A 15458-nucleotide genomic window follows, 5' to 3' on the forward strand; every position below is an offset into this window, starting at 1 on the left:
TATAGATCAGTGAAACGGGTTTTTTATATAGGCTTCTTTTTTACTTGTTTTCTTTTTGCATGTGGCACCAATGGTGTTTTTGAAAAGTCACAACGCTTCCCGGATCAGGAATGGTCTACAAAGAGTGAACCTTCGGTTGCATTTGAAGTAACTGATACCAATGCCTTCTATAATATTTATGTGGTAATCAGACACACAGACGCTTATCGTTATAATAATATTTGGGTAAACATAGAGACTAAGTCGCCCGGAGATAGTCCGCGCACTCAGCTACTGGATATCAGTTTAGCAGACAATACCAAAGGGTGGCTCGGAACCGGTATGGATGATATTTTCGACAGAAGGGCCCGTGTTACCCAACAGCCTATAAAGTTGAAAAAGGGGATTTATACATTCAAACTTAAACAAGCTATGCGCGAAGATCCGCTGGCTTATATATTGAGTGCCGGTGTAAGGGTAGAAAAAGTAAAACAATGACTTTAAAAAGCAGTAAACGACTTACTGTAGTCACAGTAGTATACTGGATATTATTGTCGTATATCATTGCGGCACTGATCTGGTGGTTTATTGCACTTGAAAAACAAAACCGCGAAATAACCAATGTACGTTTATTGGAACTGGTAAAAGATGATCCCCAATACTTCGAAAAAGCAAGCCAGATTGAAGCAGCTAAAAAACGTAAAACAGCACAGTATATAGGAGAGGGTAGCACTTTTCTGGCCCTCATATTTGTAGGCGCTCTATTTGTATTCAGGGCTACAAGAAGACAACTGCTTTTATCTCAGCAACAGCAGAATTTTATGATGGCTGTTACACATGAATTAAAAACACCAATTGCTGTAACCAGATTAAACCTCGAAACACTCCAGAAAAGAAGACTGGATGAGGAAAAACAGCAAAAATTAATCACCAACACACTACAGGAAGCCAACCGGTTGAATATGCTTTGTAATAATATTTTGCTGGCAGCACAGTTGGAAGCAGGTGCATATACCGCATCAAAAGAGGAAATTAATTTCTCAGACCTTGTTGAAGGCTGTATCGATGATTTCAGGAACCGCTTTCCCCAGAGAGAAGTAATTGAGCAAATAGCACCATCATTGTATTTAAATGGAGAACCACTGTTATTGCAAATGCTTGTCAATAATTTATTGGAGAATGCAATGAAATATTCTCCAAAAGAAAGCCTCATAAAAGTAAGCCTCTCAGCTAATGGTAATGAATTGCAAATGACTGTGTCTGATGAAGGCATAGGGATAGCCACTGAAGAGAAATTAAAGATTTTTGATAAATTCTATCGGGTCGGAAATGAAAATACCCGCACTACCAAAGGCACTGGTTTAGGACTATTCCTATGCAGCAGAATCGTAAAAAGTCATAATGGATACATTTCTGTGACAGATAATCAGCCCAAGGGTAGTAATTTTGTGGTCATATTACAACAGGTATGATAAATTCCAAGGCGAATATTTTATTGGTTGAAGACGAGGAGAACCTGCACGAGGCATTGAAATTGAATCTCGAAATGGAAGGGTATGAGGTAAGCTCGGCTTTTAATGGTACTGAAGCCCTCAAAAAAGTGTCGAATGAGTATTTCGATCTGATCGTTTTGGATATCATGTTACCAGAAGTAGATGGCATTGCCGTTACAGAAAGTATACGGGTAAATAATAATGAAGTGCCTATTTTGATATTGAGTGCAAAAAATAGTGGATCTGACCGTGTGTTAGGACTTAAAAAAGGAGCAGACGATTACCTCACCAAACCTTTTAACCTGGAAGAACTTTTACTGCGTGTAGAAAAATTGATTGAAAAAAATAAGAAGATGCAGGAAAAAGAAACAATAGGGGATAATTATGAATTCGGCGACAATAAAATAGATTTTAAAGCACAGGATGCCATTAGTTGGAATGGTCAGCATATTGAACTCAGTAAAAAAGAAGCAATGCTGCTGAAATTATTGATAGAAAATAAGGGCGATGTTGTAACACGCGAAAAAATTCTTCAGGTAGTTTGGGGATACAATGTATACCCCACCACGAGAACCATCGATAATTTTATCCTTAGTTTCCGAAAATATTTTGAACAGGATAGTCGTAATCCACGCTATTTCCATTCTGTAAGAGGGGTAGGATACAAATACACTGACTAATAATCCTGAAAGGGCTGGCTCTAAATCTTCGGACTTTCCGTCTTCCCGACTTTCGGACTTGCAAAGACACAATTTTTAGCTGTAACCAGCGTTATTGCTTTGTAAAAACTACGCATGTCGCTACACACTGTTATAGACTTTTTGGATCCGGTTAATATTGCCCAGATTTCCAACGATGAAGGATTTAAAGATACCCAACTGGGCAGGCATATAGCTGTTTATGATGAAGCTTTTCCGGAAGTTGATCATGCAGACCTGGTATTGGTAGGTTGTGGCGAAATGCGTGGGGCTGGTATCCAGTTTGTGCATACAGACGGCCCGGATGCCATCAGGGCCGAATTTTATAAATTATACCATTGGCATACCGATGTTGCCATCGCAGATTTGGGTAATATTAAATGTGGTGCTACTATGCAGGATAGCTATGCTGCATTGAGAATGGTAGTACATGAATTACTGTTAATGGGTAAGAAAGTATTGATACTCGGCGGCTCTCATGATATCACCACTGCTCAATACCAGGCCCATACCATTGATGGTAAAATCATTGACGCTGTTTGTGTTGATGCGAGAATCGATATGGATATGGATAGCGTTTTACCTGCAGATAGTTTTCTGGTTGATATGTTTACAAGTATGCCCAACCATCTGCGACATTATAATCATATCGGTTTCCAAAGCTATTTCATGCATCCGCAAATGCTGGAAACAATTGATAAACTCAGGTTCGATTGTTATAGGGTAGGAAAAGTGAAGGAAGATGTCAGTGAAATGGAACCTGCCATTCGTAATAGTGAATTATTCAGTTTTGATATTGCCGCCATACAACATGCACATGCACCAGCAAATCATGTTACGCCCAATGGTTTCAATGGTGAAGAAGCTTGTACATTAATGCAATATGCCGGCATGAGTAACACCTGCACTACAATTGGCATATATGGATACATTCCCAAACAAGATGTACATGCACTTACTGCCAAACAAATTTCTCACATGATCTGGTATATCATGGATGGTATTCAGAAAGGAAAACAGGAAGCATCACTCGAAGAAAGAAATGCATTCAATGAGTTTACGATGGCTTTTGCAGAGGTAGAAACAGTTTTCCTTCAAAGTAAAAAGACGGGTCGCTGGTGGATGCAATTACACGACGGGAAATATGTAGCCTGTAGCTACCGCGATTACCAGATAGCTTCTCACAATGATATTCCTGAAAGATGGCTAAGGGCTGCTGAAAGAATCTGATTAGCCTAACCATTTGAGTGTGTACATTAGCATTGCTAAAATCAATTCCTTATGTCGTTGATCCGGTTAATGCTACTGCTTATTTTATTCGCAACTTTTTCTGCCTGCTCCGTTCAAAAAGCGATTCAAAAGCATGCTAATCATGCCATTTTTCAACAAACTGATCTTAGCACTGCCCATATCGGCATCAGTATTTTTGATGCGGATAAAAGGCAATACCTCTATAACTATCAGGCCGATAAATATTTTCTTCCCGCCAGTAATACCAAACTATTCACCTGTTATGTTGCCATGAAGTACCTTGGCGACAGCGTAAAAGGACTTCGATACTATATTGATCCTTCTGCTAAAACTGTTTGGGTTCGACCCACTGGCGACCCAACCTTGTTACACCCGGATTTTGTTTCGCAGCCCGTTATCGACTTTCTGAAAGAAGATACAAGCCGGGTTTACGCAACTGTAGATCTTCCTTTTCAAACAACCGCATTGGGAAGCGGATGGTCATGGGGCGATTACCAGCAGAATTATATGTCTGAACGAAGCGCGTTCCCTGTATATGGAAACCTGATCTGGATAAACTATAAAAATGGAACCATGCAATGGAAGCCATCTTTTATTAAAGCTGCTGATGGAACAAAGGGCGACTATACAGAAGGATTAAACAAACAGTCTGCCCTCTATAGTTTTAGAAGGGCACAATATGAAAATACTTTGCTCTATAGCAATAGTGCTACCGCATTCAGGCAACAACAAATTCCTTTTATCAGTTCTGGTAAATTAGTGGCTGATGTTTTGAAAACAGAGATTCAAGGACTTAAATGGACGAATTCATATGCCAGCCAATTGAAATCTTTACCTACGGTTTCGGGTGCAAAAATCATTTACTCCAGACATATCGATTCTCTGTTGAAACCCATGATGCACCAAAGTGATAATTTCTTTGCAGAACAATCGCTCCTTATGGTTAGTGATGAACTATTGGAGGTAATGAATGAAAGAAAAGCAATTGATACCCTACTCAAAATGAACTTTACCGATCTTGTTCAAAAACCCAATTGGGTAGATGGTAGTGGACTCAGCCGTTATAATCTTTTTACACCCATGAATTTTGTACAACTTCTTCAAAAGATGCAACAGGATTTTAGCTGGAATAGAATTACTACCATTCTACCTACGGGAGGCACCGGAACACTTGGCAATTTTTATAAACCACTTCAACAGAAGATTTTCGCAAAAACAGGGACACTTAGTGGGCAGGTAGCATTAAGCGGTTTCCTCATTACCAAAAAGAACCGAAAACTGATATTCTCTGTTTTGGTGAATAATCACCAAACTTCTGCGGTAGCTGTACGAAGGGCAGTAGAAGGCTTTTTGGTAAATCTTTATAATAAGTATTAGTGCTAAGGTATCAATATTTCTTACTGTAAGGTTTTGCCTAACTGTGCGACATATATTATAATACAGTATATTCATGTATGCCTTTCACAAACTTACCAATAAAGGAAGATGAGCTACCCCAGGTGCAATCTGTGCCTCTTAAACCAATTCACCCCGATTACTTAAAGGCACTGAGAATTACCTGGCTGATTATATTCTTTATTATCCTTGCCGGCGCAGTAACCCTTTTTATACTTGTAGATGAACTTCAAACAATGCTGGCTGTTTCAATAGGTATTAGCAGCTATTTATTGTTATTAACGAGCACTGTAATGATTGGAACCAGATCTTTTAAAAGAAAAAAATATGCGGTTCGTGAAAGAGATATTTTATATAGTACCGGCTGGCTTTTTCAGAATCTTCATATGGTTCCCTTTAACCGGTTACAACATTGTGTGGTGAATATGGGGCCCATAGACAGGCGATTTGGGCTGGCTTCGGTTAGTCTTTATACAGCAGCTTCAGAAGGAAAAGATATAACTATACATGGTTTGAAACTTCCTGAAGCCGAGCATTTGAAGGACCTTATTATGCAACAAATACAACCGCTGCATCCACATGCAAACACTGGATCATAAACAGCGGCAATCGCCATTCGCCCTGGTGATTATGTTCTTCCGCATTTTTAGGGTAGTCATCAGTCAGGTATGGCCGATATTGATTCCATTACTTTTTAAAGGTAAAAACAACAATGCCATTATGTGGATACTTATCGGAGGGGGCATTGTTTTGTTTGTATTGATCAGAACTGTATTGGATTACCTGTATTTTACTTTTCATATAACAGGAGGCCAACTGATTGTGCGGAAAGGGTTTTTTACGAAGAAGAATATTTCCATTCCATTAGAACGAATCCAGGCTGTTCATCTCGAACAAAGCATATTACATACTTTAACTCGTACCTATAAGGTTTTGATTGATACAGCAGGGACAGAAAAGGAAGAAGTGAAAATTTATGCATTATCTAATGTAGCGGCAATTTCTTTCCGGGAAATTGTACTTCGAGAGTCAATCAACCTGCCTGAAAAAGAAGGAGTTGAACAGCAGGTTTCTCAGGTTAGTGCCAAACAAATCAGTAAACTGGGAACTGTTGATCTTCTAAAACTTAGTCTCTCCGCCAATCACCTGGAAACAATGGGTGTGATTGGTGTTTTTATTGTTGGCAGATATGAAGATATAAAACCTCTTTTCACCAGGGTATCATTTCTGAAGCATTTACAGGAATATGGAGATACCCTGCAATTTACCTGGACGGTCATTTCAACACTTATTATCACAGTGCTGTTAATTACCCTGCTGATTTCTGTTTTAAGAACCTTTCTTAAATTTTATGGGTATACCGTACGAATGGATAAAAAAGGGTTTCATATTCAGTGGGGGCTATTGCAGATCAAACAAAAAATGATTCCTTTTTCAAAAGTTCAAATCGTAAAATGGCGCAGTAATTTTCTCCGGCGATTGATAGGGTTAGGATTATTGAACCTGAAAGTAGCAGGTGATAAGGAAGAGAAAGCAAAAATGCGTATTGAAATACCCACCAGTTCACCTGAGCAGGTAACATCTATTATTCATGCCTACCAGCCCATATTGCCATCCATCTTGAATCCGGAAGGTAATAAAATGCATATATCCTATATAACAAGAAGGGCATTCTTTGTAACATTACCCGTATTACTTGTATTATGCGGCTTGCTCGCTTTTAAATTCGGCTGGGACGCCACATGGGTGCTATTATGGTGGCCGTGGAGCTTGTTAAGAAACTGGTGGTTTTGGAGAAATTTCAGATTCTGGGTATCTGAATCTGGTGTGCAGAGATATGCCAGCACTTTTGGTATGGATCAGGAACTGCTGAACTGGAAGCATGTTCAATATGTGCAATTAAGGCAAACCCTTTATCAAAAGCGAAAAGGTCTGGCGACTTTATTTCTTCATACGGCCGGAGGAAAGTTTACCCTTCCTTACATCCAATATACAGATGGCTTAAGGATTAGCAACTATGCCTTGTTTTGTACTGAATCTACCCAGCAAAACTGGATGTAATTATTTTCCAAACATCCGGTCGAGATAATCTTCTTTAAATTCAAGATAAGTAGGTGAACCGGTAGGTGTTACATTCGGGCTGCTGCATGCAAATAATTCTTCTACAAGTATGAGCATTTCTTTTTGAGAAAGTGCCTGACCGGATTTAATGGCTTGTTGACGAGCCATACACCGAACCAGTTTTTCTCTTTTACTGAATTTAATATCTGAACTAAAATGCTTGAATTGTTCAATTAATAATTCAATTGCGTGTTTCTCATTACCCGCAACAATATCTGCTGGTATACCTTGTATTACAAAACTATTATTGCCAAAGGGTTCTACCTGGTATCCGATACTGGCAAGATCAGGTAATAAATCAGCAAGCATGGCTGCGTCGGCAGCAGGGAGTTCTAGTGTAACCGGGAAAAGACTTTTCTGAGTGGCCATTTGTTGACCGTGTGCAGCTACGCTGTATTTATCGTAGAGAATTCTTTCATGAGCCAGTTGCTGGTGCACAAGTATAAAACCACTGTTGGTAGGAGCTATGATATAGGTTAAATGAAGTTGTAATAGTGTACTGTCTGGTAATACCTGAATTGCTTGTGTTCTGGCTGGTGTGGTATTTAATAAAGAACCGGAATAAGGCGCTTGTTTATTTTCTGATGTTCTTTCCTCAGCAGGACTTTCAAAAAAACTTTTCCAGTGCTTTAATTCATTGCTATTCTCCCGTTCAATAAAATGGGCCTGGTTTTTTTTGGTAAAACCCTGGTAAAGATTGGAAGATGCAACAGCATTTTGCTTATCGCTGGTAAAAGGTTTTGCAACAGCATCGAGTCCTTGTATATCGGCATTTAAGGTGAAGTCGAGTGAAGGTGCAATACTGAATTGAGCCAATGCGTGTTTTACAGCAGCTTGTACAAATGCGTAAATAATTTTCTCGTCTTCAAACTTGATCTCCTGTTTGGTAGGGTGTACATTGATGTCTACCTGTGATGGATCAAGATCAATAAAAAGTACATAACCAGGAAAACTGTCTTTCGGAATCATTTCATCAAAAGCAGTATTCACTGCGTGATTCAGGTAAGCACTTTTGATAAATCGGTTGTTTACAAAAAAATACTGATCACCCCTGGTTTTGCGGGCAGTTTCTGGTTTGCCTACAAAACCATAAATATTCATGTAATCTGTTTTCTCTGTAACCTGTACCAGCTTGGCATTGTAATTATTTCCAAGTATTTGAATGATACGTTGTTTGATGGTGCCAGGTTCCAGGTGAAAGACTTCCTGTCCATTACTGGTGAGTGAAAAAAACAGGTCCGGAAAAGCCATCGATACACGGATAAATTCATCCATGATATGTCGGAGTTCGGCCGCATTACTTTTTAAGAAATTTCTTCTTGCAGGAACATTGAAGAAAAGATTTTTCATGCTGATGCTTGTGCCTTCTGGACAAGCACATGGTTCCTGTTTAATTACCTTGCTGTTTTCTATTTCTATAAATGTGCCGAGTTCATCTTCTTTTCTTTTTGTTTTCATCTCAACCTGTGCCACAGCAGCTATTGAAGCAAGTGCTTCGCCGCGGAATCCCATGGTTTTAATGCGAAACAAATCTTCAATTTGCCTGATTTTGCTGGTAGCATGTCTTTCAAACGACATACGGGCATCAGTATCACTCATGCCTTTTCCATTGTCAATTACTTGTATCAGGGCTTTGCCTGCATCAGCTATAATGAGTTTTATTTCGGTTGCTCCTGCATCTACGGCATTTTCCAGTAATTCCTTTACAGCACTGGCGGGTCGTTGAATAACTTCGCCGGCTGCTATCTGGTTGGCAATATTGTCGGGTAATAATTGTATGATATCGCTCACAAAAAGGCTTCTTTCGTTCAGTCTGCAAAAATAAGATAAATGCATGGCCGATCGAACTTTTAGCAAGTTTTACAGGTACTTTTGTGTTGTAAAATCAATGTATATGACTTTAAGTGCGGATATTAAGAAACTGGAACGCCGATTTGTACCTGGCGATTTTGTAGTTACTACCTGGGAATCATTAGAACCCTTTTTTAAAGACCTGTTAGACAGACCCATTACAAGCAAAGCCCAACTGGAAGAATGGCTGAAAGATATGAGTGAAATGGAGGCTGTGGTTAGTGAAGATGCCTGCTGGCGACAGATTCGCATGACCTGCGACACCACAGACCCTAAACTGGAAGAAGCCTTCACTTATTTCTGCATGGAAATTCAACCCAAACTACAGCCCTATGCCGATCAGTTGAACAGAAAATTGATTAATAGTCCATTTACAGCAGAACTAGACCAAACTAAATATTTCACTTATATCCGTGGGGTAAAGAAAAGCATCGATTTATTCAGGGAAGCAAATATTCCTGTTCAGGCTGAATTAAGTGTAATGCAACAGCAGTATGGGGCAATCGCCGGTAAAATGACTGTTGAGGTTGATGGACAAGAATACACTTTGCAACAGGCGGCTAAATTCCTGGAAAGCCATGACAGATCGCTCAGAGAACAGGTTTATCGTAAAATACAGGAACGTAGATTACAGGATAAAGATGCCATGCACGATTTATATAGCAAGCTGATTGAAAAACGTCACCAGGTTGCACAGAACGCAGGATTTGAAAATTACCGTGATTATAAATTTGTAGAACTCGGTCGTTTTGATTACAGCAAGAACGATTGTTATCAGTTTCATGAAGCGGTAAAGCTGCATGTACTACCATTGATCGATAAAATTTATGCACAGAAAAAGCAAAAACTGAATCTCGACACTCTTCGTCCATGGGATACTGAAGCTGAGCCGGCTGGTATCGAACCACTGAAACCATTTACTGATGGTAAAGACCTTTACGAAAAATCAGTTCGTTGTTTTGATGAAATGAATTCTTTCTTTGGTAATTGCCTGCGAAAAATGAATGAGCTTGGCCATTTCGACCTTGAAAGCAGAAAAGGAAAAGCTCCCGGAGGTTATAATTGCCCACTAACAGAAAGTGGTGCCCCCTTTATTTTTATGAATGCAGCCGGACAAATGAGCGATGTTACTACCATGGTTCATGAAGGTGGACATGCAATACATTCTTTTTTGGCCCATGAACTTGAATTAAGTGCCTTCAAAGAGTATCCGATGGAAATTGCAGAAGTAGCAAGCATGGCTATGGAATTATTCAGCATGAACCATTGGCAGGCATTCTTCCAAAATGAAGAAGATCTTAAACGGGCCAAACAGCATCAGTTAGAAAGAACTATCACGATATTCCCTTGGATTGCCATTATTGATAAGTTTCAACATTGGGTATATGAAAATCCTACCCATACGGTAAACGAAAGAACGGCTAAATGGATGGAGATTCTGCAAGAATTTTCAACCAACGCGATCGATTATACAGGCCTTGAAATGTTCCGTGAAATTGGATGGCAAAGACAATTGCATTTATTTGAAGTTCCTTTCTATTATATCGAATACGGAATTGCACAATTAGGTGCAATTGGATTGTGGATGCAATACCAGCAAAACCCAAAACAAGCATTAGAAAATTATGTACATGCGCTTTCCTTAGGAGGTACAAGAACATTACCTGAATTATATGCAGCGGCAGGATTAAAATTTGATCTCTCACCTGCTCATATTAAAACTTTGATGGAGTTTACCGCTGCAGAAATGGAAAAGCTTGCTTAATAAAAATTCGGATAAAGAAAAAGGTATCATGTTTTATGATACCTTTTTTTATGTCGGTTTATTCTGGTTTTGGACCCTGGTCTCTGTTGCCCTGTGGAGGTCTTGGACCTTGTTGGTTTCTGGGATTATGTGGTCTTCCACCCTGCTCTCTATTGCCTTGAGGACGCTGTTGCTGATCACGGTTACCCTGAGGCCTTGGTCCTCCTTGCTGGTTTCTCGGCCCCTGCTCTCTATTTCCTTGAGGACGCTGCTGCTGATCGCGATTGCCTTGAGGTCTTTGTCCTTGCTGAGGTCTGCGATCATTGCGTTGTTGATCTTTTCTACGCTTATCATTACGTTCGAGGCTGCGCAAGCTGATTTGTCCTACTACATCAACAAAAGCAGGTTCTACTTCTTTAGGCTTACTACTGGTTACTTCAACTGGTTGTAGTTCGTCAACCTTTTGTCCTTGCTGGTTTAAGCGCTTAATTTCTTTTACCCTTTGAATGGTAAGCGGGTAATGTTTGGTATTGTTAGGAAGCACATACCACATCAGGTTTTTGAAAATATCTTTTTTGATGAGGTGTGCCGTACCCATTACCGTATCCAGTTGGTCGGCATAATCAGGGAAATGCTGTAAAGCATCTAAGTAAGTATCGAGTTCATAATTCAAACAACATTTTAAGCGTCCGCACTGACCACTTAATTTAGTTTGGTTGATCGATAAGTTCTGGTATCTGGCGGCAGTAGTATTCACACTCTTGAAATCGTTAAGCCAGGTGCTGCAGCATAGTTCACGTCCACAGCTTCCAATGCCCCCTACTTTGGCGGCTTCCTGGCGAATGCCGATCTGGCGCATTTCCACCTTAACCTTAAAGTCTGATGCATATTGTTTGATGAGTTCGCGAAAGTCAACGCGGTCGTCGGCTGTATAGAAGAAGGTAGCTTTTTTACCATCGGCCTGTACTTCAACCTCACTCAGTTTCATTTGAAGGTTAAGGGTACGTGCCATGGCGCGGCTGCGGGCCAGCATTTCTTTTTCACGTGATTTGCTGATCTGGTAGCTTTCAATGTCTCTTTCGGAACTTCTGCGTAATATTTTCTTCATTTCAGGGTTGGCTTCATCCACCCCTTTTTTCTTCATCTGCATACGTACTAGTTCGCCTGTAAGACTTACTTCACCCACATCGAATCCACTTACGCCTTCAACCGTAACATATTCCCCTTTTTCGAAAAATTGTAAGGTAGTATTCCTGAAGAATTCTTTACGGCTGCCTTGTTTAAAGCTCACTTCCACAACTTTGCAGGAGCTTTCCGGGTCGCTGAAAGGCAGGTTAAGGAGCCAGTCGTGCACATTGAGCCTATTGCAACCACCTGTGCTGCAGCCTCCATTACTTTTACATCCGTTCGGTTTACCGGTTCCACAAGATCCACATCCCATATCATTAATACATTGATCAGGTTAATAACTGAATAGGGGAGATAATATTGTGTGTGGGCTGTAGTATTGCTAGGTGGCTATGGTTGTGTCACTCATTTCAACGTTCCGATCTGGTAAGATCAGCTTGTTACGATGATGTATTCCTGTAAACAGAAAGGCGCTTTACCATAATTATAAAGAATAACACTTAGCAAATACAGATAAACCCATTACTTCACAATCTTAACTCACCGATAGACCGCCACTGGCGGAACTATCCGTTCAAAATTAGGGTTTTGTTCTGAATGATGTGGTAGAGTTTCAAAGTAAGGGCCTGGAACAGCATTTTGGCATTGGCGTTCCGTTCAATATAGTAGGATGCCCGGTCTAATTCCTCAATAATGGCCTGTTGCTGGCTTACTGATGCAATTTTATTGAGTCTAACAGCAAAATCACGCTCCTGATCGCCAGTATGCACTTTTTCAGTACCCATTACCCGGATCCGGATGCTGGTTTCGAGCAAATGATTAAAATACCGCAGAAACTGTTTTTGTTTTTCCCTCCCCAAATCGCTTATTTCAGCCGTAAATTTTATCTGGGCCAGAGGTCCACCCCTTAAAGTGGCATTCAGCCAGTCGCGGAGCAAGCTCTGCCAGTCTTCCTCAGCATGTTGTAATAATTGTAATGCTTCCCGGTAGTTACCCTCTGCAATAGCGGCGATCTGACGAGCTGTTTCCTCTGGGGCATTTGCCCTGGTAATGAGGGCCTGTTCTATTTCTTTGTCATCAGGGGCAGGAATCTTAACCAGTTGACAACGACTTAATATGGTTGGAAGTATCTGTTCATCGTTTTCGGCAACGAGGATAAACAGGGTATTGGGAGGAGGTTCTTCTATTAATTTTAAGAGTTTATTCCCTTCTTTTCCCAGGTATTCCGGCATCCATAAAACAAGCACTTTATACTCACTTTCAAAGCTTTTAAGGCTTAGTTTATGAATGATATCATTACACTCATGCGCAGTTATATTACCCTGTTTGTTTTCAGCGCCTATAAATTGTAACCAGTCGTAAACATTACCATAAGGGTACTGCTGGATGAATTCGCGCCACTCACTTATATAATCGGTACTAATGGGTTTATCGCCCGGTTTTCTCGGAATTACAGGGTAAGAAAAATGAAGATCAGGATGAATCAATTGTTCAGCCCTTCCGAAAGCAGGTTCAGTGGCAATTGCTTCGGGTCCAATAAAACTGGGGCCTGATTGCATGGGTGTAAAACCACCAAAAAGATCAGCAACGGGTGCAGAAACGGAAGGCTGACAAACCACCAGTTGTGCAAAAGCTAGTGCGAGGGGTAAAGCACCACTTCCTTCTTTTCCAAGAAATAGCAAAGCATGGCTCAACCGGTTTTGTTGTACCATTTCGGTAAGATGTTGTTTTACCGAAGCCTGCCCTATAATATCCTTGAATTGCATGAAAAACGAAAGTAAGCTAAGTGGCTGATTATGGAAGGGGGTGTGGGTAAGTAGGTTGGGGCTTTTAGCTAATTTTTTCGGGTAAAAATTGGCTTCAAGCTTGAAGCTGCAAGCCATTACTGTCCGGTAAAAAATAACACACTACTTTGAAATGCTTCTACAGCAATCATTTTTTCATAAGTTGGAAACAGAACCCTTACTTTTTTTAATTGGCTGAAACTAAGGTTAAAGCAATCTTTGTTACATTTTAGCAATGAATAAGACCGATCAGGTTGCTGTTCGAAATTGAATGTTACTCCTGGGCCGAATGGCCCCGTACCTGTTCCCAGACTACATTGGCCTCTGACTAAATCTGCTGCGCATGATTTAGTCTGTCTTCGCTACGCTCGACACCAATGCCAATGAAGGTCTGTCCACAGGTACTGATTGTGTTTATTCTTTTTTATCTCCCCTAAATACCAAGCTTCTATTTATTACCTCGCTCAACAATTGCTTGCAGCTTGCGGCCTGAAGCTTGAAGCCAATTTTCCCCGAACAGCAATGACTGCTAGCTTTGGATGGAATATAATGTGGAGCTTTCAAATTATTTTCTGTAACGCAGTTGGTTAAGTTCAACTTATATAGCATTCATAAATCTTGATTCGTTTAACTGTATTGAATGCAAAAAAAACTGCCAACTTCTAATTAAACTATGTTTAATTAGAAGTTGGCAGTTAAGAAATAAAAGAAATTATTTTACGAATTTCAGGATCTCTTCGCTGTCGGGTTTTACTTTGCTTTCGAAGTAAGCAATCATCTTACCATTTTCATCTAAGAGGAATTTGTTGAAGTTCCATTTTATCTCGGCATCCAAAACACCATTTTTAGCTTTACTGGTAAGCCACTGGTAAATAGGGGCCATATCTTCTCCTTTAACACTTATTTTACTTGCCAAAGGAAATTTAACGCCAAAGCGGGCTTTGCAGAATTCCTGGATATCAGAGTCGCTTCCTGGTTCTTGTCCACCAAAGTTATTTGCCGGAAAACCAACAATAACCAATTTGTCTTTGTACTCATCGTATACTTTTTGGAGCGCTTCGTATTGAGGCGTATATCCACATTTAGAAGCAGTATTTACAACAAGTATTTTCTTACCCTTGAATTTAGAGAAGTCGATGGTACCACCTTCAATAGATTTCACTTTAAAACTATGGATGCTGCCATTGTCGGGCAGGGTGAAAGCAGAAAGTAATACAATTGATACTAATGTTAACAGGTATTTCATTGGTCGAGTTTTTATCAAATTAACAGCTAAATAACCAAATTGTTTTGCATTTTAGGTGAATGCCAGGTTAAATTGTATAAGCCGCTGCGGCAATACTGAGTCTGGTACCAGGAATTTCCAGTATATACGAGCCGCAGGCTTCGATGGTTGCCCCTGTAGTAATTACATCATCTACCAGTAATACATGTTTATTTACCAGCTTTTCCCTTTCATTTATCTCAAATGCCGTTTCCATGTTCTGCCACCTGTTAATCCGGTTTCTGCTGGTTTGGCTCTCAGTAAACTGGCGCCTGCGGATGCCCGTTTTTAATATGGGAATACTGGTAATTTCCTGAATGCCCCTACATATAAGTTCGGCCTGGTTATACCCTCTTTTAAACTCTTTTTTGGGGTTGAGTGGTAAGGGTACCAGAAAATCAATATCCTTATACTGTTGGGAGGTTTGCATGGCTCTTCCGATCATTCTGCCCAGAAAAAGACCTACATCTTTGTTTCCACGGTATTTTAACTGAACCAGGAGGTGCTGGATCAGGGCATTTTTGGTGAAATAATAGCATGCCGCAGCATTTTCAACCCTTAATCTACCATAAAAGATCCTTTCTACAGGGTTGGCTTTGAGGTCGAAAAAGCCTGTAGCAGGGAGTTGGTGGGTGCAACGCCCACATAAAAGCCGGTCTTTTTGGATATAATCACTTGAGCAGCCCAGACAACAATGCGGAAACAAAAGTTGTAAAAAGGAGGATACTATTTTTTGCATACCCTGAAATT

13 protein-coding genes are annotated in these 15458 nt (G+C 40.2%); 8 read left to right on the forward strand and 5 right to left on the reverse strand.

All coding sequences use genetic code 11. From position 1 onward, the window contains the following. Nucleotides 1-9: 9 nt before the first annotated feature. The 7 genes from ACH30E_RS04400 (at nucleotide 10) to ACH30E_RS04430 (ending at nucleotide 6877) form a co-directional block, all read left to right on the forward strand. Nucleotides 10-477 carry a gliding motility lipoprotein GldH gene (locus tag ACH30E_RS04400; protein ID WP_490823819.1) on the forward strand — a complete coding sequence of 156 codons (468 nt, stop codon included), beginning with the start codon at nucleotides 10-12 and terminating at the stop codon, nucleotides 475-477. After that, nucleotides 474-1451: a sensor histidine kinase gene (locus ACH30E_RS04405; RefSeq protein WP_490823821.1), complete on the forward strand. Its 978-nt coding sequence runs from the start codon at nucleotides 474-476 to the stop codon at nucleotides 1449-1451. Before ACH30E_RS04400 ends, ACH30E_RS04405 begins: the two co-directional genes overlap by 4 nt. Further along, nucleotides 1448-2152, forward strand: coding sequence for a response regulator transcription factor (locus ACH30E_RS04410; RefSeq protein WP_294990969.1), 705 nt, complete (start codon nucleotides 1448-1450; stop codon nucleotides 2150-2152). The genes ACH30E_RS04405 and ACH30E_RS04410 overlap by 4 nt, the downstream gene beginning before the upstream one ends. 114 nt (nucleotides 2153-2266) lie before the next feature. Next, nucleotides 2267-3400: a formimidoylglutamase gene (locus tag ACH30E_RS04415; protein ID WP_490823823.1), complete on the forward strand. Its 1134-nt coding sequence runs from the start codon at nucleotides 2267-2269 to the stop codon at nucleotides 3398-3400. Nucleotides 3401-3451: 51 nt separating this feature from the next. Further along, nucleotides 3452-4798 (forward strand): D-alanyl-D-alanine carboxypeptidase/D-alanyl-D-alanine endopeptidase, encoded by a 1347-nt coding sequence (gene dacB / locus ACH30E_RS04420; RefSeq protein ID WP_490823824.1) that lies wholly within the window; start codon nucleotides 3452-3454, stop codon nucleotides 4796-4798. A 77-nt stretch (nucleotides 4799-4875) separates the two neighbouring features. Next, a complete protein-coding gene (locus ACH30E_RS04425) occupies nucleotides 4876-5415 on the forward strand; it encodes a PH domain-containing protein (protein ID WP_490823825.1) in 540 nt (179 codons plus the stop codon). Next, nucleotides 5396-6877, forward strand: a complete 1482-nt coding sequence (locus ACH30E_RS04430) for a PH domain-containing protein (protein WP_490823826.1) — start codon at nucleotides 5396-5398, stop codon at nucleotides 6875-6877. Before ACH30E_RS04425 ends, ACH30E_RS04430 begins: the two co-directional genes overlap by 20 nt. Here the strand turns inward: ACH30E_RS04430 and mutL are convergent, their stop codons facing one another. After that, nucleotides 6878-8773 carry a DNA mismatch repair endonuclease MutL gene (gene mutL, locus ACH30E_RS04435; RefSeq protein WP_490823827.1) on the reverse strand — a complete coding sequence of 632 codons (1896 nt, stop codon included), beginning with the start codon at nucleotides 8771-8773 and terminating at the stop codon, nucleotides 6878-6880. Between the two features lie 58 nt (nucleotides 8774-8831). Here mutL and ACH30E_RS04440 point away from each other — a divergent pair, with 58 nt between their 5' ends. Further along, the gene (locus tag ACH30E_RS04440; RefSeq protein ID WP_294990985.1) at nucleotides 8832-10553 is read left to right on the forward strand and encodes a M3 family oligoendopeptidase; all 1722 of its coding nucleotides are present in this window, start codon (nucleotides 8832-8834) and stop codon (nucleotides 10551-10553) included. 58 nt (nucleotides 10554-10611) lie between these two features. On the opposite strand, the gene ricT is transcribed toward ACH30E_RS04440, so the two are convergent. The 4 genes from ricT to ACH30E_RS04460 form a co-directional block, all read right to left on the reverse strand. Continuing rightward, nucleotides 10612-11973 carry a regulatory iron-sulfur-containing complex subunit RicT gene (ricT, locus tag ACH30E_RS04445; protein WP_490847327.1) on the reverse strand — a complete coding sequence of 454 codons (1362 nt, stop codon included), beginning with the start codon at nucleotides 11971-11973 and terminating at the stop codon, nucleotides 10612-10614. Nucleotides 11974-12226: 253 nt separating this feature from the next. Continuing rightward, complete coding sequence (locus ACH30E_RS04450; RefSeq protein ID WP_490823830.1) at nucleotides 12227-13426, reverse strand: DNA polymerase III subunit; 1200 nt, start codon at nucleotides 13424-13426, stop codon at nucleotides 12227-12229. Nucleotides 13427-14156: 730 nt separating this feature from the next. Beyond that, nucleotides 14157-14690: a glutathione peroxidase gene (locus ACH30E_RS04455; protein WP_294990992.1), complete on the reverse strand. Its 534-nt coding sequence runs from the start codon at nucleotides 14688-14690 to the stop codon at nucleotides 14157-14159. Between the two features lie 67 nt (nucleotides 14691-14757). Beyond that, on the reverse strand, nucleotides 14758-15447 hold the full coding sequence (locus tag ACH30E_RS04460; RefSeq protein ID WP_490823832.1) for a ComF family protein: 690 nt from the start codon (nucleotides 15445-15447) through the stop codon (nucleotides 14758-14760). Nucleotides 15448-15458 lie beyond the last annotated feature (11 nt).

The sequence above is a fragment of the Sediminibacterium sp. FW305-C-61 genome, from assembly GCF_058231065.1.

Excerpts from the sequence above, each read along its gene's own strand:
- ACH30E_RS04405 (WP_490823821.1), top strand. The coding sequence starts at position 474 with ATGACTTTAAAAAGCAGTAAACGACTTACTGTAGTCACAGTAGTATAC.
- ACH30E_RS04410 (WP_294990969.1), top strand. The coding sequence starts at position 1,448 with ATGATAAATTCCAAGGCGAATATTTTATTGGTTGAAGACGAGGAGAAC.
- ACH30E_RS04415 (WP_490823823.1), top strand. The coding sequence starts at position 2,267 with ATGTCGCTACACACTGTTATAGACTTTTTGGATCCGGTTAATATTGCC.
- dacB (WP_490823824.1), top strand. The coding sequence starts at position 3,452 with ATGTCGTTGATCCGGTTAATGCTACTGCTTATTTTATTCGCAACTTTT.
- ACH30E_RS04425 (WP_490823825.1), top strand. The coding sequence starts at position 4,876 with ATGCCTTTCACAAACTTACCAATAAAGGAAGATGAGCTACCCCAGGTG.
- ACH30E_RS04430 (WP_490823826.1), top strand. The coding sequence starts at position 5,396 with ATGCAAACACTGGATCATAAACAGCGGCAATCGCCATTCGCCCTGGTG.
- mutL (WP_490823827.1), bottom strand. The coding sequence starts at position 8,773 with ATGCATTTATCTTATTTTTGCAGACTGAACGAAAGAAGCCTTTTTGTG.
- ACH30E_RS04440 (WP_294990985.1), top strand. The coding sequence starts at position 8,832 with ATGACTTTAAGTGCGGATATTAAGAAACTGGAACGCCGATTTGTACCT.
- ricT (WP_490847327.1), bottom strand. The coding sequence starts at position 11,973 with ATGGGATGTGGATCTTGTGGAACCGGTAAACCGAACGGATGTAAAAGT.
- ACH30E_RS04450 (WP_490823830.1), bottom strand. The coding sequence starts at position 13,426 with ATGCAATTCAAGGATATTATAGGGCAGGCTTCGGTAAAACAACATCTT.
- ACH30E_RS04455 (WP_294990992.1), bottom strand. The coding sequence starts at position 14,690 with ATGAAATACCTGTTAACATTAGTATCAATTGTATTACTTTCTGCTTTC.
- ACH30E_RS04460 (WP_490823832.1), bottom strand. The coding sequence starts at position 15,447 with ATGCAAAAAATAGTATCCTCCTTTTTACAACTTTTGTTTCCGCATTGT.